At 61.6% G+C, this 25,932-nt stretch carries 21 protein-coding genes and 1 tRNA gene; 12 read left to right on the top strand and 10 right to left on the bottom strand.

The annotated features are described in order from the left end of the window. Positions 1-42 precede the first annotated feature (42 nt). On the top strand, positions 43-1,455 hold the full coding sequence (locus tag CBW66_RS12745) for an L-serine ammonia-lyase (protein ID WP_086138062.1): 1,413 nt from the start codon (positions 43-45) through the stop codon (positions 1,453-1,455). A gap of 19 nt (positions 1,456-1,474) precedes the next feature. Here the strand turns inward: CBW66_RS12745 and CBW66_RS12740 are convergent, their stop codons facing one another. Beyond that, entirely contained in the window at positions 1,475-2,215 is a 741-nt protein-coding gene (locus CBW66_RS12740) for an AAA family ATPase (protein ID WP_086138061.1), read from the bottom strand. Between the two features lie 269 nt (positions 2,216-2,484). Between CBW66_RS12740 and thrC the strand changes: the two genes are divergently transcribed. The 3 genes from thrC to moaD are packed head-to-tail and all read left to right on the top strand — an operon-like array spanning position 2,485 to position 5,457. After that, on the top strand, positions 2,485-3,966 hold the full coding sequence (gene thrC, locus CBW66_RS12735; protein ID WP_086138060.1) for a threonine synthase: 1,482 nt from the start codon (positions 2,485-2,487) through the stop codon (positions 3,964-3,966). Then, complete coding sequence (glp, locus tag CBW66_RS12730) at positions 3,966-5,192, top strand: gephyrin-like molybdotransferase Glp (RefSeq protein ID WP_230492314.1); 1,227 nt, start codon at positions 3,966-3,968, stop codon at positions 5,190-5,192. The genes thrC and glp overlap by 1 nt, the downstream gene beginning before the upstream one ends. Positions 5,193-5,202: 10 nt before the next feature. Beyond that, entirely contained in the window at positions 5,203-5,457 is a 255-nt protein-coding gene (moaD, locus tag CBW66_RS12725; protein WP_086138059.1) for a molybdopterin converting factor subunit 1, read from the top strand. A gap of 47 nt (positions 5,458-5,504) precedes the next feature. Here the strand turns inward: moaD and CBW66_RS12720 are convergent, their stop codons facing one another. Then, complete coding sequence (locus tag CBW66_RS12720) at positions 5,505-5,738, bottom strand: hypothetical protein (RefSeq protein ID WP_086138058.1); 234 nt, start codon at positions 5,736-5,738, stop codon at positions 5,505-5,507. A 155-nt stretch (positions 5,739-5,893) separates the two neighbouring features. Here CBW66_RS12720 and CBW66_RS12715 point away from each other — a divergent pair, with 155 nt between their 5' ends. Beyond that, on the top strand, positions 5,894-7,141 hold the full coding sequence (locus CBW66_RS12715) for a TIGR03862 family flavoprotein (RefSeq protein ID WP_086138057.1): 1,248 nt from the start codon (positions 5,894-5,896) through the stop codon (positions 7,139-7,141). A gap of 155 nt (positions 7,142-7,296) precedes the next feature. On the opposite strand, the gene CBW66_RS12710 is transcribed toward CBW66_RS12715, so the two are convergent. The 6 genes from CBW66_RS12710 to hpnC all read right to left on the bottom strand — a co-directional run bounded on the left by CBW66_RS12710 (position 7,297) and on the right by hpnC (position 12,332). After that, positions 7,297-8,103 (bottom strand): head GIN domain-containing protein, encoded by an 807-nt coding sequence (locus tag CBW66_RS12710; protein ID WP_086138056.1) that lies wholly within the window; start codon positions 8,101-8,103, stop codon positions 7,297-7,299. A 10-nt stretch (positions 8,104-8,113) separates the two neighbouring features. After that, positions 8,114-8,896: a DUF1700 domain-containing protein gene (locus CBW66_RS12705; protein WP_230492313.1), complete on the bottom strand. Its 783-nt coding sequence runs from the start codon at positions 8,894-8,896 to the stop codon at positions 8,114-8,116. A gap of 28 nt (positions 8,897-8,924) precedes the next feature. Continuing rightward, positions 8,925-9,080, bottom strand: a complete 156-nt coding sequence (locus CBW66_RS28980; protein WP_170932873.1) for a hypothetical protein — start codon at positions 9,078-9,080, stop codon at positions 8,925-8,927. 124 nt (positions 9,081-9,204) lie between these two features. Beyond that, positions 9,205-10,563 carry a hydroxysqualene dehydroxylase HpnE gene (gene hpnE, locus CBW66_RS12695; RefSeq protein ID WP_329957621.1) on the bottom strand — a complete coding sequence of 453 codons (1,359 nt, stop codon included), beginning with the start codon at positions 10,561-10,563 and terminating at the stop codon, positions 9,205-9,207. A 7-nt stretch (positions 10,564-10,570) separates the two neighbouring features. Further along, positions 10,571-11,404, bottom strand: a complete 834-nt coding sequence (gene hpnD / locus CBW66_RS12690) for a presqualene diphosphate synthase HpnD (protein ID WP_086138053.1) — start codon at positions 11,402-11,404, stop codon at positions 10,571-10,573. Positions 11,405-11,450: 46 nt separating this feature from the next. Further along, entirely contained in the window at positions 11,451-12,332 is an 882-nt protein-coding gene (gene hpnC / locus CBW66_RS12685) for a squalene synthase HpnC (protein ID WP_086138052.1), read from the bottom strand. A 289-nt stretch (positions 12,333-12,621) separates the two neighbouring features. Here hpnC and CBW66_RS12680 point away from each other — a divergent pair, with 289 nt between their 5' ends. The 3 genes from CBW66_RS12680 to CBW66_RS12670 all read left to right on the top strand — a co-directional run bounded on the left by CBW66_RS12680 (position 12,622) and on the right by CBW66_RS12670 (position 17,151). Further along, positions 12,622-13,785, top strand: a complete 1,164-nt coding sequence (locus CBW66_RS12680) for an efflux RND transporter periplasmic adaptor subunit (RefSeq protein WP_086138051.1) — start codon at positions 12,622-12,624, stop codon at positions 13,783-13,785. Next, the gene (locus CBW66_RS12675; RefSeq protein WP_086138050.1) at positions 13,782-16,880 is read left to right on the top strand and encodes an efflux RND transporter permease subunit; all 3,099 of its coding nucleotides are present in this window, start codon (positions 13,782-13,784) and stop codon (positions 16,878-16,880) included. Before CBW66_RS12680 ends, CBW66_RS12675 begins: the two co-directional genes overlap by 4 nt. 188 nt (positions 16,881-17,068) lie before the next feature. Next, a tRNA-Leu gene (locus CBW66_RS12670) sits at positions 17,069-17,151 on the top strand. A 61-nt stretch (positions 17,152-17,212) separates the two neighbouring features. On the opposite strand, the gene CBW66_RS12665 is transcribed toward CBW66_RS12670, so the two are convergent. Then, the gene (locus CBW66_RS12665; RefSeq protein WP_139841637.1) at positions 17,213-18,733 is read right to left on the bottom strand and encodes a hypothetical protein; all 1,521 of its coding nucleotides are present in this window, start codon (positions 18,731-18,733) and stop codon (positions 17,213-17,215) included. A 22-nt stretch (positions 18,734-18,755) separates the two neighbouring features. Then, positions 18,756-18,938, bottom strand: a complete 183-nt coding sequence (locus tag CBW66_RS12660; RefSeq protein ID WP_086138048.1) for a hypothetical protein — start codon at positions 18,936-18,938, stop codon at positions 18,756-18,758. Positions 18,939-19,538: 600 nt separating this feature from the next. Here CBW66_RS12660 and tig point away from each other — a divergent pair. The 4 genes from tig (at position 19,539) to lon (ending at position 25,739) form a co-directional block, all read left to right on the top strand. Next, complete coding sequence (gene tig, locus CBW66_RS12655; protein WP_046685568.1) at positions 19,539-20,879, top strand: trigger factor; 1,341 nt, start codon at positions 19,539-19,541, stop codon at positions 20,877-20,879. 76 nt (positions 20,880-20,955) lie between these two features. Next, positions 20,956-21,582: an ATP-dependent Clp endopeptidase proteolytic subunit ClpP gene (gene clpP, locus CBW66_RS12650; RefSeq protein ID WP_034751013.1), complete on the top strand. Its 627-nt coding sequence runs from the start codon at positions 20,956-20,958 to the stop codon at positions 21,580-21,582. Positions 21,583-21,782: 200 nt separating this feature from the next. Next, a complete protein-coding gene (clpX, locus tag CBW66_RS12645) occupies positions 21,783-23,051 on the top strand; it encodes an ATP-dependent Clp protease ATP-binding subunit ClpX (RefSeq protein ID WP_086138047.1) in 1,269 nt (422 codons plus the stop codon). Positions 23,052-23,327: 276 nt separating this feature from the next. Next, a complete protein-coding gene (gene lon, locus CBW66_RS12640) occupies positions 23,328-25,739 on the top strand; it encodes an endopeptidase La (protein WP_086138046.1) in 2,412 nt (803 codons plus the stop codon). The last annotated feature ends 193 nt before the right edge of the window (positions 25,740-25,932 follow it).

Below are 25,932 nucleotides of genomic sequence, written 5' to 3'. Positions count from 1 at the left end.
GATAAGCATTGAAAAAAACATACTAATATAAAGAGACACTACATGGATATGAGCGTATTTGACCTGTTCAAGATCGGCATCGGGCCCTCGAGTTCCCATACGGTGGGGCCGATGGTGGCGGCGCGGCGTTTTCTGGTCGAATACGGTCCGCTGGACCAGGTAGTGGGCGTCGAGGCGGCCCTGTATGGCTCGCTGGCGCTGACGGGCGTGGGCCATGCCACGGACAAGGCCGTCATTCTGGGCTTGATGGGCGAGACGCCGCAGGACGTGGCGCCCGACGAAGTCGACAGCAAGCTGGCCGCCATCGAGGCGGCCGGCGAGATCGCGCTGCTGGGCACGCGCGTGGTGCCGTTCACGGCCACCACGGGCCTGGTCTGGCACAAGAGCGAGTCCCTGCCCGAGCATCCGAACGGCATGCGCTTTAATTTGATCCTGGCCGATGGCGGCCGCGTCGACAAGGTGTATTACTCGATCGGCGGCGGCTTTATCCGCGAAGCGGAGGAAGTTCAAACTGCGGCGCAGGCCGATGCGGCCGTGGAGTCGGCCGCTGCTGCCCGCGTCGTCTTCCCCTTCGACACCATGGAGCAGTTGCTGGCGCATGGCGTGGAGAGCGGCCTGTCGATCCCGGAAATGCTGCGCGCGAACGAATGCGTCAAGCGCAGCGAGACGGAACTCAATGAGGGACTCGACCGCATCTGGCACGTCATGCGCGACTGTATCGCGCACGGGCTGGAAACGACGGGCAACCTGCCGGGCGGCTTGAACGTCAAGCGTCGCGCCGCCAAATTATGGCGATTGGCGCAGGAAGCGAAGGCGTCGGACAACCGCGCCAACGACTTGCCGCACGACGCCGTACACCTGGTCAGCCTGTACGCGATGGCCGTCAACGAGGAAAACGCGGCCGGCGGCCGTGTGGTGACGGCGCCGACGAATGGCGCCGCGGGCATCATCCCGGCCGTGCTGCGCTACTACGCGCAGGATTGCCGCCCCAGTGATCCGGTCGGCGGCGTGCGCCGCTTCATGCTGACGGCCGCCGCCATCGGCATGCTATGCAAACGCAATGCCTCGATCTCGGGCGCCGAAGTGGGTTGCCAGGGCGAAGTGGGCGTCGCCTGCGCCATGGCGGCGGCCGGCCTGGTGGCGGCCCTGGGCGGCACGAACGAGCAAATCGAAAACGCGGCCGAAATCGGCATCGAACACCACCTGGGCATGACCTGCGACCCGATCGGCGGCCTGGTGCAGATCCCGTGCATCGAGCGTAACGGCATGGGCGCCGTGAAAGCGATTACGGCCGCCTCGCTGGCGCTGAAGGGCGACGGCACGCACTTCGTCAGCCTCGACGAAGTCATCGAAACCATGCGCCAGACGGGGGCGGACATGCAGGACAAGTACAAGGAAACGTCGCTGGGCGGCTTGGCGGTCCACGTCATTACCGTCAATCACGCGGCTTGCTGATGCGCTGCTGGTGGCGTCCTCACTCCTCCTCGAACAGCTGCTCCAGCCTTCGCGGATAATTATTCAGGAAATCGCGCGTCACGGCATAGTGTTCCGTGTCTTCGTACGCCACTTCGTGGATGCCGCCGCCGGTAAACATGAGGATTTTCGCGTTCGGGTAGGCCAGTAGAATCGGCGAGTGGGTGGCGATGATCAGCTGCGAGTCGTCCTGCACCAGCTGGTGGATCACCGACAATGCCGCCATCTGGCGGCTCGGCGACAGGGCCGCCTCGGGTTCGTCCAGCAAATATAAGCCTTTTCCGCGCAGCTTATTGATCAGGGTCGCCATGAACGCTTCGCCGTGCGATTGCGCGTGCAGCGACTTGCCGCCGTAGCTGCCCAGGTATTCGGGCATGGCATCCATGTAGGTGGCGACGTTGAAAAAGCTTTCGGCGCGCAGGAAGTAACTGTCCTCGGGTTTTTTATAGCTCTTGCTCAGGCGCAAGTGTGCATGCAAGCCCGATTCTTGGTCCGACGGCAGGGCGATGCGCACGTTGCGCGTGCCGCCATCCTTGCCGAAACCCAGCCCCACGGCAAGCGCTTCGAGCATGGTCGACTTGCCGCTGCCGTTCTCGCCCACGAAAAACGTCACGTCGGGGTGGAAATCCATGTGCACGAAGTCGCGGATGGCGGGGATGGTGAACGGATAGTGATCGAGGTCGACGACAGCGTCGGAGCGCAGCGTGGCGCTTTGCAGATATGGTTTTTTACTCAGCGACATGGCCGGTTTTCGACTCCATTTTTGGCACTTTGCAGGGCAGAAAGCTCAGTGTGGCCTAAATTGTCGGCGCGCGCCAGTGCATACGCCAGCCATGTTCGCCTGGCTTGATCTCATACAATTATGGCTTGTTTGATAATAAGCAGGCTCTCCAATTGTCACATCTTGATCAGGCTGGCGCCACGCGATTCGCCTTGGACGGCGGCTGGCACTATAATATCCGCTGCCATTCATGATCAACCGCACTCAGCTCAACTGGACTCTTCAAATTTATGCATTACGTGTCTACCCGCGCTGATAAAGCGCCACTGAATCCGCAGCAATTCTCCGACATCCTCCTGGGCGGCCTGGCCCCCGATGGCGGACTGTATCTCCCTGAACACTACCCGCAAGTCACTGGTGCCGAGCTCAATGCCTGGCGCACATTGTCGTATGCCGACCTGGCCTACGAAATCCTGAAGAAGTTCGCCACCGATATCCCGGCCGCGGACCTGAAGGCGCTGACGGCGAAAACCTATACCAAGGCAGTCTACAAAAATGCCCGCGCCGGCGAAAACGCGGCCGACATCACGCCGCTGCGCGTGCTGGAAGAAAATATCGTCAAGGGCGGATCGACCACCCTGATGCTGCAGGCGCTGTCGAACGGCCCGACCCTGGCCTTCAAGGACATGGCCATGCAGCTGCTGGGCAACCTGTTCGAATATACGCTGGCCAAGCACGACGCTGAACTCAATATCTTCGGCGCCACCTCGGGCGACACGGGCAGCGCGGCCGAATACGCGATGCGCGGCAAGCAGGGCATCCGCGTCTTCATGCTCTCGCCGCACAAGAAAATGAGCGCTTTCCAGACGGCGCAGATGTTCAGCCTGCAAGACCCGAACATCTACAACATCGCCGTCGAAGGCGTGTTCGACGACTGCCAGGACATGGTGAAAGCCGTGTCGAACGACTTGCCGTTCAAGGCGAAACAAAAGATCGGCACCGTCAATTCCATCAACTGGGCGAGGGTCGTGGCGCAGGTCGTGTACTACTTCCGCGGCTACCTGGCGGCCACCAGCAGCAACGAACAAAAAGTGTCGTTCACGGTGCCATCTGGTAATTTTGGCAATATTTGTGCCGGCCATATCGCCCGCATGATGGGGCTGCCGATCTCGAAACTGGTGGCCGCGACGAATGAAAACGACGTGCTCGACGAATTCTTCCGCACCGGCGTCTACCGCGTGCGCAAGTCGGCCGAAACCTACCACACGAGCAGCCCGTCGATGGATATCTCGAAGGCGTCGAACTTCGAGCGCTTCGTCTACGACCTCGTGGGCCGCGACAGCGAGCGCGTGCGCGCGCTGTTTACGAAAGTGGAAACGCATGGCGGTTTTGATTTGTCCGGCAAGTCCGGCAGCGACGGCGATGAATTCAAGCTGGTGGCGAAGTACGGCTTCAAGTCGGGCAAGTCCACGCACCAGGACCGCCTCGACACCATCCGCGACGTGGCCGACGACTACGGCATCACCATCGACACGCACACGGCCGACGGCATCAAGGTGGCGCGCGAGCACCTGGAGCCGAACGTGCCGATGATCGTGCTGGAAACGGCGCTGGCGGCCAAGTTCAACGAAACCATCCTCGAAGCGCTGGGCGTGGACGCCGAACGCCCGGCCGGCTTTGAAAACATCGAGGACTTGCCGCAAAAGTTCGTCGTGATGGGCGCCGACGTGGAAAAAATGAAGGCGTACATCGCCGCCAATACGGGGCTGTGATGGGCGCGCCTACCGCAGAACGCAAGCCCATGCTGTCGGTGGCCGAGGCGCAAGCCTTCATGCTGGGCGCGGCGCGCCCGGTGGCCGAAGTGGAACTGGTCGACACCATGCGCGCCAACGGCCGCGTGCTGGCGGCCGCGCAAACGTCGACCCTGAACGTGCCCGAACGCGACAACACGCAGATGGATGGCTATGCCGTGCGCGCGATGGACTGCGCCAGCGGCGCGGCCAGCCTGCCCGTGTCGCAGCGCATCGCGGCCGGCCACGTGGGCCAACCCTTGCAGCCGGGGACGGCGGCGCGCATCTTCACGGGCGCCTTGCTTCCGGACGGCGCCGACTGCGTGGTGATGCAGGAGCAGTGCACGGCGGCGGACGGCGTGGTGACGGTCAACCACGTGCCGCACGCGGGCGAATGGGTGCGGCGCCAGGGCGAGGATATCCGCGCAGGCGGCGAGATCCTCGGCGCGGGCCGGCGCCTGCGCAGCCAGGAAATGGGCCTGGCCGCTTCCGTGGGCCTGGCGCAGTTGCCGGTGCTGCGCAAGCTGCGCGTGGCCGTGTTTTTTACGGGCGACGAGCTGGCCATGCCGGGCGAGCCGCTGGCGCCGGGCGCCGTCTACAATTCGAACCGCTTTACCTTGCGCGGCTTGCTGGAAAATCTCGGCTGCGAGATCACGGACCTGGGCATCGTGCCCGACAGCCTGGAAGCGACGCGCGCCGTGCTGCGCCAGGCGGCGCAGGGCAATGATTTGATCATCACCTCGGGCGGCGTGTCCGTGGGCGAGGAAGACCATATCAAGCCGGCGGTGGAAGCGGAAGGGCGGCTGAACATGTGGCAGATCGCCGTCAAGCCGGGCAAACCGCTGGCGTTTGGCGAAGTGCGGGATGCCTTCTTCATCGGCTTGCCCGGCAATCCCGTGTCCAGCTTTGTCACGTTTTTGCTGTTCGTGCGCCCCTTCATCCTGCGCCTGCAGGGCGTGGCGGGCAGCCTGGCGCCGCGCAGCTACAAGCTGCCGGCCGCGTTTGAACGCCTGAAGGCGGACAAGCGCAACGAGTTCTTGCGCGCCAGGATCAATGACGAGGACGCGCTGGAATTGTTCGCCAACCAGAGTTCGGGCGTGCTGACCTCCACCGTGTGGGGCGACGGCTTGATCGATTGCCCGCCGGGGCTGTCGATTGCGCGCGGCGACATGCTGCGTTTTATCCCGTTTAACGAATTGCTGTACTAAGGAAGTATCGATGAAGATCAATCTGCGATTTTTTGCCAGCGTACGCGAACTGGTGGGCACGGGCCAGGAAGTGCTGGAAGTGGCCGGGCCGCTGACGGTGGGCGAGGTACGAAATCTCCTGATCGCCCGCGGCGGCAACTGGGAGTACGCACTGGCCCAGGGCCGCGCGCTGCGCATGGCGCATAAGCAGGTGATGTGCGATGCCGATACCGTGATAGGCGAAGGCGACGAGGTGGCGTTCTTCCCGCCCGTAACGGGCGGCTGATCCCGTTTCTCAGACAAGACGGCCACTTCATCGAACTGGCCGTTTTTTCATGACGACCTGGTTTTCGGTTTGTCACCGCTGCACGCGGCGCAAGCGACGGCTTTCCGGTAGCGCCAGTATTTCGAGCCGATGAAGATGGCCGACGCCACCAGCGACCAGGCCAGCGCGCTGAGGATATCGGCGCCGCTGGTGCTGCCCTTGCTGTACTCGACCACTGTCAGGATGATGAATAAGATCGAGCTGGCCAGCAAATAGCGGGAAATCCAGAATCCTGCGCCCATGTGTTTCTCCTCTTGTCGTCGGGTTGTCGCGTGAAGTCAAAGTGCCGATCGTCGCGGCATCTGCGCGCAGTATGCATCATTTTTCGGCATTCTTGCCATCGCCGGTGCTTATCTCGACTAAAATGCCGGGGTTTTCACCGTCTTTCCAGCTTGCCATGACACATTCCAGTTCCCCTCCGTTTCACATCGCCGTCATTGGCGGCGGCCCCGCCGGCCTGATGGCGGCCCAGGCGGCCACCGACCAGGGTGCCCGGGTGGAATTGTTCGATGCCATGCCGTCCGTCGGCCGCAAATTCCTGCTGGCGGGGCGGGGTGGCATGAACATCACGCACGCGGAAGGCTACCAGGCTTTCGTCTCGCGCTACGGCCGACAGGCACACCGCGTGAAACCGGCGCTGGACCAGTTCGGCCCGCAAAAGGTGCGCGACTGGGTGCACGGCCTGGGCGTCGATACCTTCGTCGGCTCGTCGAACCGCGTCTTCCCCACCGACATGAAGGCCGCGCCCCTGCTGCGCGCCTGGCTGCACCGTCTGCGCGAAGCGGGCGTGCAATTTCACATGCGCCACCGCTGGATGGGCTGGCAGGATGAGGATGGTCAGCTGGCCTTTGCCACGCCGGACGGCGAGCGCCTGTACCGCTTTGACGCCGTGATCCTGGCCCTGGGCGGCGGCAGCTGGGCGCGCCTCGGTTCGGATGGCGCCTGGGTGCCGCTGCTGCAAGGGCAGGGCGTGGCCGTGGCGCCTTTGGTGCCGGCCAATTGCGGCTTTGACGTGGACTGGAGCGAACATTTCAGCAGCCGCCATGCGGGCGAACCGCTGGCGACAGTGGCCATCACGGCGCGCGACATCGATGACTGCATCATCAAGCGCCAGGGCCAGTTCGTCATCACGGCGGGCGGCGTCGAAGGCAGCCTGGTTTATGCGCTGTCGGCCGCGTTGCGCGAGCAGATCGCGCGCGATGGCCACACCACTATCTGGCTCGACCTGGCGCCCGACCACACGCATGAACGGGTGTTCGAAGAAGTGACGCGCCCGCGCGGCGCCCGTTCCATGTCCAGCCATCTGAATAGCCGCCTGGGCATCAAGGGCGTGAAATCGGGCTTGCTGCGCGAATGTCTGAGCGCGACCGATTTTGCCGACGAGGCCAGGCTGGCGGCCGCCATCAAGCTGCTGCCCGTCACCTTGCAGCGTCCGCGCCCCATCGATGAAGCCATCAGCAGCGCCGGCGGCGTGGACTTCGACGGCATCGACGGCAGCATGCTGCGCGCCATGCCGGGCGTGTTCCTGGCGGGGGAAATGCTGGACTGGGAAGCGCCGACGGGCGGCTACCTGTTGACGGCCTGCCTGGCGCAAGGCAAGGCGGCCGGCGAGCAGGCGGTGGCATGGCTGGAAGAGAATGCTTGAAATCACCACGGCATTGAACCGTTAGCGCCACGACGCTATTCACAATCGTAGCGAGCGGCCCCGAATTGTGGCTGAGAAGCGCAGCTGTACTCTAGTACAGCGAGCATCGCCAGCCGCAAATCGCGCCGCGCAGTAGATTGTGAACTGCGTCATCATTAATGCCAGATGATATCGCCTGAACCGCTCTTTTGCGCATCGCGCTGGCGCGGGTTGCCGTGAACATGGATGTCGCCGCTGCCGCGCAGGGTCAGGTTGGCGGCGTCGCGTACGAAGACGGTGCTCTGGCCCGAGCCTTGCAGGCTGACGCTGGCCTTGTCGGCGGCCAGGTGCTCGGCATCGATATCGCCTGAGCCGCTCAGGTCGGCACGCAGGAATTTCGTGTTGCCGCTGGCGGCGATGCGCCCGGAACCCACCATTTCCAGCACCACGCTGTCGCTGTTGCCGCCGTTGATGTCCAGGTCTCCGCTGCCGTTGACGGTCGCTTGCACCTGCTTGTAACGGCCCGTGAAGCTGACGTCGCCTGAACCCATGACTTCCAGGATAAAGCTGTCGCCGGAAAATCCCGTGATCTTGCTGTCGCCATTGCCGTGCACTTCCACGCGCACGAGGGCCGGCAGCACCAGTTCCACCTGCAGCGGCTGGCGATGGTGGAACAGCATGCCTTTCGGGCCGATATGCAGGGTCGTGCCGTCGGCGCTGGTGTCGACGTTCGACAGCAGACGCTGCTCGCCGCTCACTTTCAGCGACGGCGTGGCGCCGCGGCGCAGCACGAGGTCGATGGGGCCGGCCAGGTCGATGCTGTTGATGTCGGCGGAAATCGGGCGCGTGTCGCTGCGTACGGCGCGGCCGGCAGCGCTGCTGGGATTGCTGATCCCCTTGGCGCGCAGCGCCGCATACGACATGGCGATCAGGACCAGGGCCAGCAAGAACATGGACAGGCCGACTTTGAGTAAGCGTTTCATGGCAGCCTTTCTAGTGACCTTTGAGGAGGGAAACATTCATGGCGATATAGCGCTTGATGCCGATCAAGGTATAGCGCGTTACCACCAGGCTGAGCAGGAAGATGGCGATGCCGCCTAGCAACATACCCATGCCGAAGACGGTTTGCGTGGTGCGCGCATCGCGGTCCATGTCGGTGGAGATGCGGATGCCGCCGCCGGCCAGCGCTTCGGCCCGCTCCATCACGCGCGAGGAAGCGCTCGGCGCCTCGGGCTCGGTTTTGACGGGGCCGGGCAGGTGGTCAACTTCGATGCCCGTGTCGCCGATGGTGATGCGCGTTTCGCGCCGCTCGCCGCCTTCGCCGCCATCGTCGTCATGGATGAAGACGTGGCGCAGCGGGCCATCGAGCACCAGTTCGTTGGCACCGGACAAGCCGCTGGCCGTGATGGCGATGCCGGCCAGGTAAAAGCTCAGGCCGACGGCATACAGGGCGGCCAGCAAGGCTGCGTACACGGCGGCAGGCACGACCATGAACAGGTTGAAGATGGCCAGGCCCACCAGCGAGACGAGCAGGCGCAGCAAGTTGACGGGGGTTTTCTTTTGCTCGAACGCCTGGCGGTGGGTGCTGCTGCGCAAGGTGAGGGCGATCTTTTTCGGGTCGCCCAGTTCGTCGGCGATCTCGTGTTCGCTGCGGCCGGCCGCCGCCCCTTCGATGAAGGTCTGTTCGTAATAATCCATGGTCTTGGCCACCAGGTCCGGCGGCAAGCCTGCCAGCGCGCGCCGCAGCGCCTCGAGATAATCTTGCTTGTTCATCATATTTTTCCTGTCCGTCCGCTTCGCCGCATCATCCCACTGCCGGCAGCAGCATGCTTGCCTGGCTCAGCAGTAATGGCGCATGTGGCACTTGCTGTCCGTGAATGACGATCAGGGTGGCGAGCAGCACACAAGCGAGCAGCGCCACGGCTTTCAAGCTGTTTTTCAAGTGCAAGGTGGTGTGCATGGTCTTCCCCGTGGCATGGCCGTTGTCGATGATCGGACTGTACCCAAGCGCACGTGGGCGCACCAGCACGGTGCGACAGAATGCAATTTCGCGGGGGCGAGCGACACCAGGGAAGGATGCACCGTCAAGTCTGTTTTGCCGCCTTGGCCGTGTTCGCCATCCTGGCCGCCGCCACGCCGCTGCGCACGGCCGCCTCGATGGTGGCCGGATAGTCTTGCGTCCGGTCATCATTGGCCGTGTAGTCGCCGGCCAGCAGCAAACCCGGCATGCCGCTGGCGTTGCCGGGGCGCCGCAGCTCCGGCGTGCAGGCAAAGGTGGCGCGCTTTTCCGTGATCAGCTGGGTCCAGGTGGGCTGCGCCAGTTCCGGGCGCTGCAGCACCTGCGCCAGCTGCGCGGCGATCGCCTGCGCCAGCGGCCCATGACCTTGCTCGGCGGCAGGGCCGGATGCGCTGATGACGACGGCCAGCAATCCCGCCTGGCTGGCGTCAAGCTGGCCCCGGTCGAAGACGAACTGGCCCCAGTGCTGTTGCTCTGGCGCATCGACGAGGGCATAGAACGGCAAGTCCACGCGCACGCTGGCGTCGTATTGCAGGTAGCAGGTGCTGATGGCTTCCGGCGTGAAAGCTTGCATGCGCTCAATGGCATCGGCCAGGCGCGCGTCCTGCACGCCTTGCAGCAGGCTGGCCGCTTGCACGGATGAGGTGGCCACGATGACGCCGTCGTAGGTGTCGCTCTCATCGAGCTGCCAGCGGCCATCGGGCAAGGCGTGCAAGGCGGCTACCTTGGCGCCCGCGCGTACTTCGCCGCCATGCCGTGCCACGTAGCGGGCGGCCGCGTCGGGCAACAGGGCGGAGAGGTCCGCCTTCGGGATCAGCATGTCGGAGGCGCGGCGGCGGCTTGCTCCCAGGCTGTCGCGCAGCACATTGAGGAAGACGCGCGCCGAGGCCCGCTGGGGCGGGGTATTCAAGGCTGCCAGGCACAGCGGGTGCCACAGCAGGCGGTTCAAGGTGTCCGTCTGGTCGAAGCGCTGCAGCAGTTCGCTGACCGTGCAATCGTTGTACAACTGCCAGCCCATCGTCCGCATGGCGGTGGAAAAACGCATCAGGGACAGCTTGTCGGCGCCTTGTAAGCCTTGGGCGCGCAGCAGGGCCCACGCCAGGTGCAGAGGCGCGGGCAGGCGCGGCGCGAGAAAATTCATGCCTTTCGTGCCGGCCGGATAGCGCATCTGCAGGGGCAGGGTGAGGATCAGCTCGGCCGGGTCCTGCCCCGCGAGCTTGATCAAGCGCAAGGTTTCCGTGTAGGCGCCCAGCAGGATGTGCTGGCCGTTGTCGAGTACACCGCCTTCGCGTTCGACCCGGCGCGCGCGCCCGCCCAGGGTGCGCGCCGCTTCGTAGACGGTCACCGTGTGGCCGGCGCGCGCCAGTTCCATGGCCGCCGCGCAGCCGGCCCAGCCGGCGCCGATGACGGCGTAGCGTTGCTTCACGCTACTCTCAGCCACGAACCCAGGTCTTCCAGGCCAGCCACAGTTTGCGGATCGGCGTGAGCGAGATGCGCTGTTGCAGCACGTGGTAGCCGTCGCGCTCGATTTCATTGAGCACGGTGCGGTAGATGGCGGCCATGATCAGGCCCGGGCGCTGGGCGCGGCGGTCTTCGGCCGGCAGCAGGGCGAACGCTTCGTCGTAGGCCTGCTGCGCGCGCGCCGCCTGGAAGCGCATGAGGTTTTCAAAGTTTTCGCTGTGGCGCGCGTTCAGCAAGTCGGCCGCCGTCACATTGAATTGCTGCAATTCGTTGATCGGCAGGTAGATGCGCCCCTTGCGCGCATCTTCGCCCACGTCGCGGATGATGTTGGTCAGCTGGAAGGCATGGCCCAGTTTTTCAGCGTACAGCAGGGTTTCCGGGCGCGTCGCGCCGAAGATGCTGGCCGACAGGATGCCGACCACGCTGGCCACGTGCCAGCAATAGCGGCTCATGGCCTGGTAGTCGAGGTAGCGGGTCTGGTTCAAGTCCATTTCCATGCCGTCGATGATGGCCTGCAAATGCTTTTCTTCCAGCGTATACACGGCCAGATGCGGCTGCAGCGCGCGCATCACGGGATGCGTGGGATTGCCCTCGTACATGGCCTTGACTTCCTTGCGCCACCAGACCAGCTTGGTACGTGCCACGGCTTCGTCCGTGCATTCGTCGACCGTATCGTCGACTTCGCGGCAGAAGGCGTACAGGGCCGTGATGGCCTTGCGGCGCTCGGCCGGCAGGAACAGGAAGCTGTAGTAGAAGCTGGAGCCGCTCTGGGCGGCCTTTTGTTGGCAGTATTCGTCGGGAGACATAGTCAAAAGAGCAAGGGTTGCAGATCGAAGCCGCTATTCTATCGTCTTACAGAGTGGGCGACGGGGGAAAAGCCGTTTTTACTTGTGTCTCTTGATGCAAGCTTTTGCGCGACATGCGCAGGGCGCGCCAGAAAATGATCAGCCAGTCGCGTTTTTCCAGCTTGGGACGGCGCCGGAATACGTCGTAATTGACGGCTTCGATGGCTTCGAGGATGCGCAAGCCGCCCTGGATCACGAGACGCAGTTCCCAGCCGATGCGCCCGCGCAAACGCAGGGCCAGCGGCGCGCCGGACAGCATCAGGGCGCGTGTGCGGGCCACCTCGAAGCGCATCAGGGCGCTCCACTTGCCGTGCGCCTCGGGCCGCTCGAAGGCGGCGGCGGAGACGGCAAAGCGGCTCAGGTCTTCCATCGGCAGGTAGATGCGTTCTTTTTGCTGGTCGATGGCGACGTCTTGCAGGAAATTAATTAGTTGCAAAGCTGAACATATCGCGTCGGAATCGCGTACATTCTGTTCATCGGCCGCGCCGTACAGGTGCAGCATCAGCAGTCCTACGGGGTTGGCGGAGCGGGCGCAGTAATCGAGCAGATCCTCGTAGCTGGCGTAGCGCGTCGTTTGCACGTCCTGCTTGAAAGCTGACAAGAGATCGTAGAGCGGCTTGAGCGGCAACTGATGTTTGGCGATGACGGCGGCCAGGCGTTCGAACATGGCGGCGTTCTCGCCGGCATGGCCTTCCTCGCGGGCGATGCGGCCCAGCGCCTCTTCGTAGGCGCGCAAGGCGGCCAGGCGCGCGGCCGGCGTGGCGTCGCCTTCATCGGCCAGGTCGTCGGCGCTGCGGGCGAAGGCATAGATGGCTTCGACGGCGGGCACCAGGCGGCGCGGCAGTAAAAATGATGCAACAGGAAAATTTTCGTAATGGTCTACAGGCATGAACACACTTCTCTAGTCTTGCGTTTGTCCGGCATGCCGCAAACGCGGAATGGGGCCGGACGTTGTACGTCTCAAGATTAATGACGCAAAAGTCACTAAAAACTTTTACGCACGATTATAATTAATAACCAGAAAGTCATTAGTGGRAAATCGCTTCCCGCCACGACAAAGCTGATATTGTCACAAATTTAAGGATATCGCGTGCGAAAAAGTTTGGCTTGGCCCAAAGGACAAGCAAAAAGTTTCTCCGCATAAAAATATTGCAGCCCGCATAGTAAAGGAAAATACCTTGTTTGCCCTGAAAACCCTGCGCCGCGAGACCGGCGCATCCGCACTTCCCGCCCTGCGGCTGATTGCCGCCGCGGCCCTCGCGACTACCCTGGCGGCCTGTTCCAAGCCTGCCGTCAAAGTGGAAGACGTGCGTCCCGTGCGCGCGATGGTGTTGTCTAGTAGCAATGTTGACGTGAGTGCCGAGCTGTCGGGCGAGGTTGTGCCCCGCGTGGTGTCGCAGCTGGGTTTCCGCGTGGGCGGCAAGATTGTCGCGCGCAAGGTCGACGTGGGCGCCAGCGTCAAAAAGGGGCAAGTGCTGATGCAGCTCGACCCCGCCGACTTGCAGCTGTCGCAGGCGCAGGCCAAGGCGTCGCTGGTGAGCGCGGAAACGAACCGCGACCTGGCGCGCGCGGAATTGAAGCGCTACCAGGACTTGCGCGAGAAAAATTTCGTCAGTCAGGCCGTGCTCGATGGCAAGGATGCCACCTACAAGGCGGCGCAGGCAAATGTGGAAGCGGCGCAAGCCCTTTACCGGGGCCAGGCGAACCAGTCCGGCTATGCCAGCCTGCTGGCCGATGCGGACGGCGTCGTCACGCGCATCGATGCGGAAGTAGGGCAGGTGGTGGCGCCCGGCGCGCCCGTCGTGGTGGTGGCCAAGAGCGGCGAGAAGGAAGTCGTGATCGGCATTCCTGAAGACAAGGTGGAAACCTTGCGCAGTGTCAAGGATGTGGTCGTGCGTCTGTGGGCCGACCCCAAGCAGGCGCTGCCGGGCAAGATACGCGAAGTGTCGCCCGTGGCCGATGCGGCCACGCGCACCTATATCGCCAAGGTCAGCATCCCGGACGCGCCGCAAGTGCGCCTGGGCATGACGGCCGTGGTGCAGTTCGCCTCGCAAACGGCCACGCCGCAGATCAAGGTGCCGCTGACGGCCCTGTTCAATGAAAAGTCGCAAAGCTCCGTCTGGGTAGTGGAAAACGGCGCCGCGAAGCTGGTGCCGGTAACGGTGGGCGGCGTGGCGGGCAATGAGTTGCTGCTGACCTCGGGCGTGAAAGCGGGGCAGACGGTGGTCACGGCCGGCGTCAACCTGCTCAAACCTGGCCAGAAAGTGACCATCCTCGGCGCCGAACTGGCCAGTAAACCCGATGCCGCCGCGGCCGCCGTGAGCGTGGGGGCGGCCAAATGAAGGGCGGTTTCAATCTGTCGCGCTGGGCCCTCGAACATATCCCGCTGACGCGCTACCTGATGGCCGTGCTGCTGATCGGCGGCATGCTCAGCTACGCCAGCCTGGGCCAGGATGAGGATCCGCCGTTCACCTTCCGCGCCATGGTCCTGCAGGCCTACTGGCCCGGCGCCACGGCGCTGCAGATGGCGGAACAGGTGACGGACAAGCTGGAAAAGAAGTTGCAGGAAACGCCGTACATCAATGAAATCACCAGCTACTCGAAGCCGGGCGAAACCCTGATCCTGCTGAAGCTGCGCGAATCGGCGCCGCCCAAGGAAACGGCGGCCGCCTGGTACCAGGTGCGCAAGAAGATCGGCGACATCAAGGGCACCTTGCCGGCCGGCGTCGTGGGGCCGTTCTTCAATGACGAGTTCGGCGACACCTACGGTTCCATCTTCGCCCTGTCCGGCGATGGTTTTACCTATGCGGAAATGAAGGATTACGCGGACAAGGTGCGCCAGGAACTGCTGGCCGTGGGGCAGGTGTCGAAAGTGGAACTGTTCGGCGTGCAGGATGAAAAGATCAATATCATCTTTTCGCACAAGAAATTTGCCCAGCTGGGCATTCCTTTCGATGCCATCGTGCAGCAATTGTCCGAGCAAAACAGCATCAACGCCACGGGCGTGCTGGTGACGCCGACGGACAATCTGCAAGTGCGCGTGACGGGCGCCATGCTGACCGTCAAGGACCTGGAAAACCTGGAATTGCGCGCCAACGGCACCACCTTCCGCCTCGGCGACTTTGCCAAGGTAAAACGTGAATTCGTCGATCCGCCCAAGGACAAGATGCGCTTCAATGGCAAGGAAGTGATCGGCCTGGGCGTGTCGATGGAAAAGGGCGGCAACATCATCGACATGGGCAAGGCCCTGCAGGCGACGGTCACGCGCATGAAGAGCGAATTGCCGGTGGGCATAGAGTTGCAGCGCGTGTCGAACCAGCCGGAAGCCGTGTCCGCTTCCGTGGGCGAATTCGTGCATACCCTGATCGAAGCCATTCTGATCGTGCTGGCCGTCAGCTTTGTCGCGCTGGGCTTGCACACGAAACCGCTGCGCATCGACGTGCGCCCGGGCCTGGTGGTGGCGCTGACCATCCCGCTGGTGCTGGCCGTCACTTTCCTGTTCATGCGCATGCTCGATATCGACTTGCACAAGATTTCGCTGGGCGCCCTGATCATCGCGCTGGGCTTGCTGGTCGACGACGCCATCATCGCCGTCGAGATGATGGTGCGCAAGATGGAAGAGGGCATGTCCCGCTTCGATGCGGCCACGTTCGCCTACACGTCGACGGCCATGCCCATGCTGACGGGCACATTGATCACGGTGGCGGGCTTCTTGCCCATCGGCCTGGCCAAATCGGCCGCTGGGGAATACACGTTCTCCTTGTTCTCTGTCAATGCGCTGGCCCTGATCATCTCGTGGGTGGTGGCCGTCGTCTTCACGCCTTATATCGGCTACATCTTGCTGAAAGTGAAACCGCACGCGCATAACGACCATGAATTGTTCGATACGCCGAACTTCCGCCGCTTCCGCCGCGCCGTTACCTGGTGCGTGGAATGGCGCAAGACGACGATTGCCGCCACCCTGGCCATCTTTGCGCTGGGGATTTACGGCTTTAACTTTATCGAGAAGCAATTCTTCCCCGATTCCAGCCGTCCTGAGCTGATGGTGGAACTGTGGTCGCCCGAAGGCACGACGTTTGCCGCCAACGAGAAACAGGTGAAGAAATTCGAGGCCTTCGTCGCCAAACTCGACGGCGTGGAAAGCGTCACCAGCTATGTCGGCACGGGCAGTCCCCGTTTCTACTTGCCGCTCGATCAGATCTTCCCGCAAACCAACGTGTCGCAAGTGGTGGTCTTGCCGAAGAGCCTGGCCGACCGCGAACGCTTGCGCCAGCAGATCGTCGGCGTCTTCGACAAAGATTTCCCGGAAGTGCGGGGCCGCGTAAAGCTGTTGCCGAATGGTCCGCCCGTGCCGTATCCCGTGCAATTTCGCGTCATGGGGCCGGAGGTGGCCGGTGTGCGCGCCATTGCCGATCAGGTCAAGGACGTCATGCGCGCCAATCCGAACACCCTGGGCGTGAATGACAACTGGAATGAATCGGTGAAAGTGCTGCGCCTGGACCTGGACCAGGACAAGATGCGCGCGCTGGGCGTCACCTCGAAAACGGTGATGCAGGCGGCCAATACGATTCTGTCGGGCACCGTCATCGGCCAGTTCCGCGAAGACAACAAGCTGATCGATATTCAGGTGCGCCAGCCGCTGGAGGAAAGGGCGACGATTTCCGTGCTGAATGACACGAATATTCCCACGGCAACGGGCAAGTCCGTGCCTATCTCGCAGCTGGCCCGCGCACATTTCGTGTGGGAGCCCGGTGTCGTCTGGCGCGACAAGCGTGAATGGGCCATTACCGTGCAGTCGGACGTGATTGACGGCATCCAGGGCGCCACCGTGTCGACGCAGCTGGCGCCGCAGCTCGATGCCTTGCGCGCCAAAATGCCGGCTGGTTACCGCATCATCGTGAAAGGCGTGGCGGCCGACAGCGGCGAGGCGGAGGCGTCGATCTCGGCGAACTTGCCGCTAGCCATTTTCATCATCTTCACCTTGCTGATGCTGCAGTTGCACAGTTTCTCGCGTTCCTTGCTGGTGTTCCTGACGGGGCCGCTGGGCGTGGCGGGTGCCGCGTTTGCCCTGCTGGCGCTGGGCCGGCCACTTGGTTTCGTGGCCAACCTGGGCATCATCGCGCTGTTCGGCATGATCATCCGCAACTCCGTGATCCTTGTCGACCAGATCGAGCAAGACATCAACGATGGTTCGGCCCCATGGGACGCCATCATCGACTCGGCCGTGCGCCGCTGCCGCCCCATCATTCTGACGGCCGCCGCCGCGGCGCTGGCCATGATTCCCCTGTCGCGTTCGGTCTTCTGGGGGCCGATGGCGGTCGCCATCATGGGGGGATTGATCCTGGCAACGGCCTTGACCTTGCTGTTCCTGCCGGCCCTGTATGCGGCCTGGTTCCGGGTCAAGAAGCCGGAGCCGGCGACCGCAAAAGAGGTCTAAAAGGCAGCGCCAAAGCGCAGCCATAAAAAAGGCGGCATTCCTCTGGGAAATCCAGTAGAATGCCGCCTTTGCTTTGCCGAGGGCTTGCTCGTTTAGCCGGCGGTAGCCAGATCGCCCCCGAGTTGTTAAAATCAGGGGCAGCAGCCTGTGGCAAGTAGTACAAAGCAGTACAACAAAGCAGTACAAATGCGGATGTGGTGGAATTGGTAGACACGCTGGTCTTAGAAGCCAGTGCTTCGGCTTGGGAGTTCGAGTCTCCCCATCCGCACCAATCCGGGTTGTTCCAGCCCGGACGTGCAGCGCCATCAAGATTTTCCCTGAATTCGTATTTCTCAGCCCAGAGCGCCCAGTGCGGCCAGTTGCCGGCTCGACTGTTGCACCATCTGCGCAATCAGTGCCTGCGCCTGCGGGTAGCCGCTTCTTTCCATTAATTTATCATCTTCAGTCAGCGGCCAAAGTGCCTGCAAGACGCGTTGCCGTGCCTGCGGCCAGTTGTACTCCTGCGCATGGGTTGACTGCGGTGCTTCCTTATCCAGCAGGTACAGCGCCTCGCGCGTCATCGCCACCTCTTGCTGCGCCTGGGTGGCCAGCGTGTCGCTGCGCGGTGGCGGCTGCCGCGCGAGGAAAGTGTCGAGCTTGCGGCTCTGGCGCTCGTACAGGTCGAGCAGCAAGTGCAGGGTGGCGCCGCTGGGCCGCCGCTGCGTGTCGAGCGCGTCGAGCACGTCCAGCAGCCAGTGCGTCATCTGGCGCCCGGCCAATCCCAGTTCCGGCCAAGTGGTGCTGTGCAATTGTTCGCCCAGGTAACGGGCGCGGTCGATGGCGCGCCGGCTGCCGCTCATGTGCTGGCCGATGGTGCCGTACTGTGGTGCCAGCGCCGCTTCCTGCCGCTCGGCCAGCAGACACAGCAAGGCCAGATGGACATACACATGAAAGGCGGCCAGCGTACGGTGGGCATCCCAATAGTGATTGCCCTCGCTATCGGGGGCATTCCACAGCGAACAGACCTTGGCGCCGTCGTCGCGCGCATAGTCGGGCGCGAGCAGGCTGTGGCCGTGGCGAAAGTCGTACAGTTTCTGATGCAGCGACTCGTGCAGCAAGTGCTCGGCCAGCCACCAGGGGTTGCCAATCAGTTCCTGGTTCAGGAACACGCTGCCATTGACGCGAAATTGCGAGCTGGAGGCCTTGCCGCGCCACGTGCCCAGCTTGGGGAACAGGGCGATCAATTGCACGTGAGACAGCGCGCTGGCCGTCAGGCGGGGCAGCAGGGTTTCCAGCAGGCGCAGCCCGCGGCGCAGCAGAGCCCGTTCCTGCGGCGTGGGCGTGGCCAGCGGTGCGCCATAGTTATCTTCCATCACTGCAAGAAAGGCGCGCGCATAGGGCGTGCCTTCCTGCCAGGCATGCCATATGTAAGTGTCGCATTCGGTGTCCGCTTCTTCCATGGTGCGCCCCTCGTGCAAGCGCGCCATGGGCGGCAGATGGGCCACCAGCGGGCCGCCGGGCAGGCCCGCGTCCAAGTGCTCGCTGGCCGCCTGGAACAGTGCCGCGCAGTGGGGCAGGGGCAGGCCGTACTCGTCGCCCAAGTGCAGCTGGCGCATGGCGTGCTGGACGGCGCAGCGCAGCACCGTGTCGCCCAGCAACTGGCGTTGGCGCGCGGGCGGCGCCGCATCAAGCGCACTGGCCAGCCGTTCTGCCTCGGGCAGGGTGCCGCCCAGCTTGTGCAGGCGCCGCCGGTAGGCGATGGCCAGCTGGTCGCGGATGTAGCCGCTGTCGCCAAAGGCACGGTGGGTCGCCAGCGCCGTTTCCACGGCGGTCAGCACGTCCGCATCCGGTGGCGTGGCGCGAGAGGTTGGCACGGGCTGCACGGGCGGGACCGGGTCAGGCAACGGTGGGGTGGTCGTGATCGTGGTGGCCGTCTCCCTTCATGCGCAACTCCATTTCATCGACTTCCGTCTGGATTTTTTGCAGGTCGTCGTCCGTGACACCGTCGAGCAGGCGGCTGAGGACCATTTGCAGCTTGGCTTTGGCATTGCCGGAGTTGCTGGATGTGCTATCGCTCATGATGTTTTCTCCTTTAAATTCACTTGGAGAGGGCGCGCGCGGCTTAGGTTTGCCTGAAAAATGGCCAAATTGAGGTAAATCAAAGGTTTTTTGGCCGAAATCTTCGTCAGGAGCGCATTTCTTTGTTTCGGACGGGACGCCAGTTCGCATATACTAATGAACGAAGCAGGCTGGAAAGCCTGTCTCTGGCGAAATAATGAATGCCGGGGCAAGAGTAAAGACAGGGCCATCCAGGCTGTAGCGATTCGTTCGCCGCCGCCGGTATCCTCTGTGGCGGGGCTGCAAAGCCAGCCACTTTCCCGAAGTCCTTTGTTATAATGCCACGCTTTACCGAATGATGGCCGGCCCTGCATAGACTTAAAAGCAGGGTTGGACGCTCGGAGCCCTGTCGCAGTGCTGGAAGCGGCGGATTGTTTGGTGCCTGGTGCGGGTTTTTCCCTCCGCCGGGTAGACCAGGTCCATCGTCCTGTTTTCAGTGCTTTTACAGATGAATATGCGAGCGAGTGAAGCTGGACCCATGTCTTGCCGCCAGTGATGGCGCAAGGGGTCGGGTCTTCTTTTCTCGCACCAACAGTGTTTATTTTTTGGACGATTTTTTACATGGCAACTGCAGTCGAAACCTTGGGCAAACTCGAACGTCGTATCACGATCTCCTTCCCGCTGACGGACGTCCGCACGGAAGTTGAGAAGCGCCTGAAAGTGCAAGCCCGTACGGCTAAGGCACCGGGCTTCCGTCCGGGCAAAGTGCCGTTGAAAATGGTCGCAGCACAATACGGCTACCAAATTGAATCCGAAGTGCTGAATGACAAAGTCGGCCGCGCGTTCAACGACGCCGCCAACGAAAACAATCTGCGCGTGGCCGGTTTCCCGAACATCGTGCCGAAAGAAGAAGCAGCCGAAGGCCAGCTGGCTTTCGACGCCACGTTCGAAGTGTATCCGGAAGTCGCTATCGGCGACCTGACGGCCGTTGAAATCGAAACCGTGCAAGCCGACGTGTCGGAAGCCGAAATCGACAAGACCATCGACATCCTGCGCAAGCAGCGCGTGCACTTCCACACCAAGGGCGAAGCTGGCGAACACGGCGACGGCGGTGAGGCCATCGCTGCCAACGGCGACCGCGTGACCGTCGACTTCGTCGGCTCGATCGACGGCGTTGAATTCCCAGGCGGCAAAGCTGAAGGCTACGCTTTCGTGCTGGGCGAAGGCCGCATGCTGCCGGAATTCGAAGCAGCGACCCTGGGCCTGAAAGTGGGCGAGTCGAAGACTTTCCCGTTGTCGTTCCCTGAGGACTACCACGGCAAGGACGTGGCCGGCAAAACCGCCTCGTTCACCATCACCTTGCAAAAGCTGGAATGGGCGCACCTGCCGGAAGTCGATGCCGAATTCGCCAAGTCGCTGGGTGTTGCCGACGGCGACCTGGCCAAAATGCGCGAAGACATCAAAGTCAACCTGCAACGCGAAGTCGCTGGCCGCGTGAAAGCACGCAACAAGGAAGCCGTCATGGACGCGCTGATCAAGGTTGCTGAGCTGGAAGTGCCAAAAACCCTGATCGCTCAGGATTCCGAGCGCCTGGCCGAAATGACCCGCCAGGACATGGCGCAGCGCGGCATGAACGTCAAGGACGTGCCTTTCCCAGCAGAACTGTTCGCGGAAAAAGCCGAGCGTCGCGTACGCCTGGGCCTGATCCTGTCGCAACTGGTCGGCGATAACAACCTGCAGGCAACGCCTGAGCAAGTCAAGGCGCAAATCGAAGATTTCGCCCAAAGCTACGAAGATCCACGCGAAGTGCTGAAGTACTACTACAGCGACCGTCGTCGCCTGGGTGAGATCGAAGCCCTTGTATTGGAAGAAAACGTCGTCACTTACGTGTTGGGCCTGTCGAAAGTCACGACGAAAGCGGTTGCTTTCGACGAACTGATGGGAAGCAACGCACAAGCGTAAACCAGTTGGTATTGGGATGCTTGCCCTTTCCGAAAGGTAAGGGCGGTATCCCCTAACTGCTTCACAAGGAAATGAAATGACAGGTATGAACCGTAATCCGGCGCTGGACACAGAGATGCTCGGCTTGGTGCCGATGGTGGTGGAACAAAGCGGTCGCGGCGAGCGCTCGTATGATATTTACTCGCGCCTGCTGAAGGAACGCTTGATTTTCATGGTCGGCCCGGTCAATGACCAGATGGCCAACCTGGTCGTCGCCCAGCTGCTGTTCCTGGAAAGCGAAAATCCGGAAAAGGAAATCTCGCTCTACATCAACTCGCCAGGTGGCTCGGTCTCGGCCGGCATGGCCATCTACGACACCATGCAGTTCATCAAGCCGGACGTCTCGACCCTGTGCACGGGCATGGCTGCCTCGATGGGCGCTTTCCTGCTGGCCGCTGGCGCCAAGGGCAAGCGTTTCTCGCTGCCGAACTCGCGCATCATGATTCACCAGCCGTCCGGTGGTTCGCAAGGCATGGCGTCCGATATCGAGATCCAGGCGAAGGAAATCCTTTACCTGCGCACCCGCTTGAACGGCATCATGGCCGAGCGCACGGGCCAGTCGATCGAACAGATCGCCAAGGACACCGACCGCGACCGTTTCATGTCCGCCGACGAGGCCGTTGAGTATGGTTTGATCGACAAAGTGTTGACCAGCCGCGCTTGATGAGCCCCTACCGGTATTGCTAAGTACGTAAGTAAACGCCCGGGCGATCAAACGTTCGGGCGTTTCGCTTTTATTTCGGGTAGCATGGAGCTTGTGCACGTTGTTGACTTGCGCCATGGGTAGCCGCCTTTACCGGCAGCAACCATCATCCGGCTTGCGATTTTGCAATATTGTTAATGCAGTTCCAACCAAAATGCCTTATGTCAGACAAAAAATCCTCTAGCGGCGAAAAATTACTGTATTGCTCGTTCTGCGGCAAAAGCCAGCACGAGGTGAAGAAACTCATCGCCGGCCCGTCCGTGTTCATTTGCGACGAGTGCATCGACCTGTGCAACGACATCATCCGTGATGAAACGTCGAGCATCGAGACGGTGACCGGTACCAAATCCGACCTGCCGACGCCGCAAGAAATTGCCGCCTTGCTCGATCAGTATGTGATCGGCCAGCAGACTGCCAAGCGTATCCTGTCGGTGGCGGTGTACAACCATTACAAGCGCCTCAAGCACCTGGGCAAGAAAGACGACATCGAACTGGCCAAGAGCAACATCTTGCTGGTCGGTCCTACCGGCTCGGGCAAGACCCTGCTGGCACAGACCCTGGCGCGCATGCTCAACGTGCCGTTCGTGATCGCCGATGCCACCACCCTGACCGAAGCCGGTTACGTGGGCGAGGACGTGGAAAACATCATCCAGAAGCTGCTGCAAAGCTGCAACTATGACGTCGAGAAAGCCCAGCGCGGCATCGTCTACATCGATGAAATCGACAAGATTTCGCGCAAGTCCGACAATCCGTCCATCACGCGCGACGTATCGGGCGAGGGCGTGCAGCAAGCCTTGCTCAAACTCATCGAAGGCACGATGGCTTCCGTGCCGCCACAAGGCGGCCGCAAGCACCCGAACCAGGATTTCGTGCAGATCGACACGACCAACATCATGTTCATCTGCGGCGGCGCCTTTGACGGTCTGTCGAAAGTGATCGCCAACCGTTCCGAGAAGAGCGGCATCGGCTTCTCGGCCACGGTGCGCAGCAAGTCGCAAAGCTCGGCCAGCGAACTGATGTTGCAAGCGGAACCGGAAGATCTGGTCAAGTTCGGCCTGATCCCGGAACTGGTCGGCCGTCTGCCCGTCATCGCCACCCTGGCGGAATTGACGGAAGAGGCGCTGATCCAGATCCTCATCGAGCCGAAGAATGCGCTGATCAAGCAGTATTCGAAGCTGCTCGAGATGGAAGGCGCGGAACTGGAGATTCGTCCGGCCGCCCTGCATGCGATCGCCAAGAAAGCGCTGGCGCGCAAGACCGGCGCCCGTGGCCTGCGTTCCATCCTGGAACATGCTTTGCTGGACGTCATGTACGAACTGCCGAGCGAACAAAATGTGGTGAAGGTCGTCATCGACGAAAATACCATCACCAGCGGCGCCAAACCTTTGTTGATTTATCAAGAGACTGCCAAGGCCTCCGGAGAAAATTGATTACTGCCGAGACAAATGCATAAAAAGGGTTTTGATTCCTTAATGCATGGCAGTACAATTTAAATCAATGAGTGCAGGCTTCAATCGGAAAGCCACTCGCGGCGCTTAGCTGCGCGTGGCTTTTTTACTGTGAAAACTGCATTTATTACCGTCATGCGGGTGTGTTTTGCGAAATAGACAGAAAAATGTTTGTTTCACAGAATTATTTATTCTCGCCGGTCTTGTGTTTTGGCAGCGAGCGCCAACATCGTAAACACGCTTTCTATAAGGTACGCCATGACAACTTCCAAATTAACTGAGCAAACTCAACTGCCGTTATTGCCGTTGCGGGATGTCGTCGTTTTCCCGCATATGGTGATACCGCTGTTCGTTGGCCGTCCAAAGTCGATCAAGGCGCTGGAAGCTGCGATGGAGCAGGGCAAGAGCATCATGCTTGCCGCTCAAAAAGCAGCCGCGAAGGACGAGCCGTCTCCTTCGGATATCTATGAAATTGGCTGCGTTGCCAATATTCTGCAAATGCTGAAGTTGCCCGATGGCACCGTCAAGGTGCTGGTCGAAGGCGCGCAGCGTGCCCGTATCAACCACATCAGCGATGCGCCGACGCACTTCATCGCCGACCTGACGCCGCTCGAATCCGAGCCGGGCGACGAGTCGGAAGTCGAAGCCATGCGCCGCGCGATCGTGCAGCAGTTCGACCAGTACGTCAAACTGAACAAAAAAATCCCGCCGGAAATCCTGGCATCCTTGTCGGGCATCGACGATGCCGGCCGCCTGGCCGACACGGTGGCCGCGCATCTGCCCCTGAAGCTCGAACAAAAACAAGTCATCCTGGAAATTTTCAGCGTGGCCAAGCGCCTCGAGCACCTGCTGGGCCAGCTTGAAGGCGAGCTCGACATCCTGCAGGTGGAAAAGCGTATCCGCGGCCGCGTGAAGCGCCAGATGGAAAAGTCGCAGCGCGAGTACTACCTGAACGAGCAGGTCAAGGCAATCCAGAAAGAGCTGGGCGAGGGCGAAGATGGTGCCGACCTCGACGAGCTGGAGAAAAAAGTCGCTTCGGCCAAGATGCCGAAGGAAGCGCTCGACAAGGCCACCAACGAACTGAAGAAGCTCAAGCTGATGTCGCCGATGTCGGCCGAAGCCACCGTCGTGCGCAACTACATCGACACCCTGGTCAACTTGCCTTGGAAAAAGAAATCCAAGGTCAATAACGACCTGTCGAATGCGGAAAAAGTGCTCGAAGGCGACCACTACGGCCTCGACAAGGTCAAGGAACGCATCCTCGAGTATCTCGCGGTGCAACAACGCGTCGACAAGCTCAAAGCGCCTATCCTGTGCTTCGTCGGTCCTCCGGGCGTGGGCAAGACCTCGCTGGGCCAGTCCATCGCCCGCGCGACGAACCGCAAGTTCGTGCGCATGGCCCTGGGCGGCGTGCGCGACGAAGCCGAGATCCGTGGTCACCGCCGCACCTACATCGGCTCGATGCCGGGCAAGATCTTGCAATCGCTGTCGAAAGTCGGCGTGCGCAATCCTTTGTTCCTGCTCGATGAAGTCGACAAGATGGGCGCCGATTTCCGTGGCGACCCTTCGTCGGCCCTGCTGGAAGTGTTAGACCCGGAACAGAACCACACGTTCTCCGACCATTACATCGAAGTCGATTTCGACCTCTCCGACGTGATGTTCGTGGCCACGTCGAACTCGTACAACATTCCGCCAGCCTTGCTTGACCGCATGGAAGTGATCCGTCTGTCCGGTTACACGGAAGATGAAAAGACCAGCATCGCGCAGCGTTATCTGCTGCCGAAGCAGATCAAGAACAATGGCTTGAAGGAAGAGGAAATCTCGGTGGCCGAGTCGGCCTTGCGCGACATCATCCGCTACTACACGCGGGAAGCCGGTGTGCGTTCGCTCGAGCGTGAAGTGTCGAAGATCTGCCGCAAGGTGGTCAAGATGCTGCTGCTGAAGAAATCCGACAAGAAAGTCATCGTCAACTCGAAGAACCTGGATAAATTCCTTGGCGTGCGCCGCTATGATTTCGGTGTCGCAGAGAAAGAAAATCAGGTGGGCCAGGTGGTCGGTCTGGCATGGACGGAAGTGGGCGGCGATCTGCTGACCATCGAAGCCGTGTCGATGCCGGGCAAGGGCGGCGTCATCCGCACGGGTACCCTGGGCGACGTCATGAAAGAGTCGATCGAGGCGGCCCGCACGGTGGTGCGCAGCCGGGCACAGCGCCTGGGCATCAAGGCGGACGTGTTCGAGAAGAGCGACATCCACATCCACGTGCCGGAAGGCGCGACACCGAAGGACGGTCCTTCGGCTGGCGCGGCCATGACGGTGGCGATGGTGTCGGTCTTCACGGGCATTCCCGTGCGCGCCGACGTGGCGATGACGGGCGAGATCACCTTGCGGGGCGAAGTGTTGCCGATCGGCGGCCTGAAGGAAAAGCTGCTGGCGGCCCATCGCGGCGGCATCAAGACGGTCCTGATTCCCGAGCAAAACGTGAAAGACCTGGCCGACATTCCGGACAACGTCAAGAACAAGCTGGAGATCGTACCGGTGCGCTGGATCGACAAAGTGCTGGAAATCGCCCTCGAACGCATGCCTGAAGCGTTGGCGGACGTCGCTGCGGTGGAGGCTGTCACGGCCGCCGCGGCCAAGCCTGACGCGGCCGGCGAGGTAGTAAAACACTAACGTTTTACCCCTGTTTTCCCCAAACAAGCGCTTTTAGAGCGCTTGTTTTATATTGAAACGTGAATTGCGCCCCCAAAGCGCTTGACACATATACAGTGTGGCTTGTTTAATACGCCTGCACATTTTTTTCGCCGGACAGCTGTGGTGCCAAAAGTGCCGCAACGATACGGTAAACGTTTTATACCTTTGTAAT

It is taken from the genome of Janthinobacterium sp. GW456P, assembly GCF_002127655.1.
Lineage (GTDB): Bacteria > Pseudomonadota > Gammaproteobacteria > Burkholderiales > Burkholderiaceae_D > Janthinobacterium.
Note: the sequence above shows the minus strand (reverse complement) of the source record. Positions and strands in the feature narration are given on the sequence as shown.

Bases quoted from the DNA above. Each gene is read 5' to 3' on its own strand.
- lon (WP_086138046.1), top strand. From the start codon at position 23,328: ATGACAACTTCCAAATTAACTGAGCAAACTCAACTGCCGTTATTGCCG.
- CBW66_RS12715 (WP_086138057.1), top strand. From the start codon at position 5,894: ATGACACATTCCAGTTCCCCTCCGTTTCACATCGCCGTCATTGGCGGC.
- glp (WP_230492314.1), top strand. From the start codon at position 3,966: ATGGGCGCGCCTACCGCAGAACGCAAGCCCATGCTGTCGGTGGCCGAG.
- hpnD (WP_086138053.1), bottom strand. From the start codon at position 11,404: ATGTCTCCCGACGAATACTGCCAACAAAAGGCCGCCCAGAGCGGCTCC.
- clpP (WP_034751013.1), top strand. From the start codon at position 20,956: ATGACAGGTATGAACCGTAATCCGGCGCTGGACACAGAGATGCTCGGC.
- thrC (WP_086138060.1), top strand. From the start codon at position 2,485: ATGCATTACGTGTCTACCCGCGCTGATAAAGCGCCACTGAATCCGCAG.
- moaD (WP_086138059.1), top strand. From the start codon at position 5,203: ATGAAGATCAATCTGCGATTTTTTGCCAGCGTACGCGAACTGGTGGGC.
- CBW66_RS12705 (WP_230492313.1), bottom strand. From the start codon at position 8,896: ATGATGAACAAGCAAGATTATCTCGAGGCGCTGCGGCGCGCGCTGGCA.
- CBW66_RS12710 (WP_086138056.1), bottom strand. From the start codon at position 8,103: ATGAAACGCTTACTCAAAGTCGGCCTGTCCATGTTCTTGCTGGCCCTG.
- CBW66_RS12720 (WP_086138058.1), bottom strand. From the start codon at position 5,738: ATGGGCGCAGGATTCTGGATTTCCCGCTATTTGCTGGCCAGCTCGATC.
- CBW66_RS12745 (WP_086138062.1), top strand. From the start codon at position 43: ATGGATATGAGCGTATTTGACCTGTTCAAGATCGGCATCGGGCCCTCG.
- CBW66_RS12675 (WP_086138050.1), top strand. From the start codon at position 13,782: ATGAAGGGCGGTTTCAATCTGTCGCGCTGGGCCCTCGAACATATCCCG.
- tig (WP_046685568.1), top strand. From the start codon at position 19,539: ATGGCAACTGCAGTCGAAACCTTGGGCAAACTCGAACGTCGTATCACG.
- CBW66_RS28980 (WP_170932873.1), bottom strand. From the start codon at position 9,080: ATGCACACCACCTTGCACTTGAAAAACAGCTTGAAAGCCGTGGCGCTG.
- hpnC (WP_086138052.1), bottom strand. From the start codon at position 12,332: ATGCCTGTAGACCATTACGAAAATTTTCCTGTTGCATCATTTTTACTG.
- CBW66_RS12740 (WP_086138061.1), bottom strand. From the start codon at position 2,215: ATGTCGCTGAGTAAAAAACCATATCTGCAAAGCGCCACGCTGCGCTCC.
- CBW66_RS12660 (WP_086138048.1), bottom strand. From the start codon at position 18,938: ATGAGCGATAGCACATCCAGCAACTCCGGCAATGCCAAAGCCAAGCTG.
- clpX (WP_086138047.1), top strand. From the start codon at position 21,783: ATGTCAGACAAAAAATCCTCTAGCGGCGAAAAATTACTGTATTGCTCG.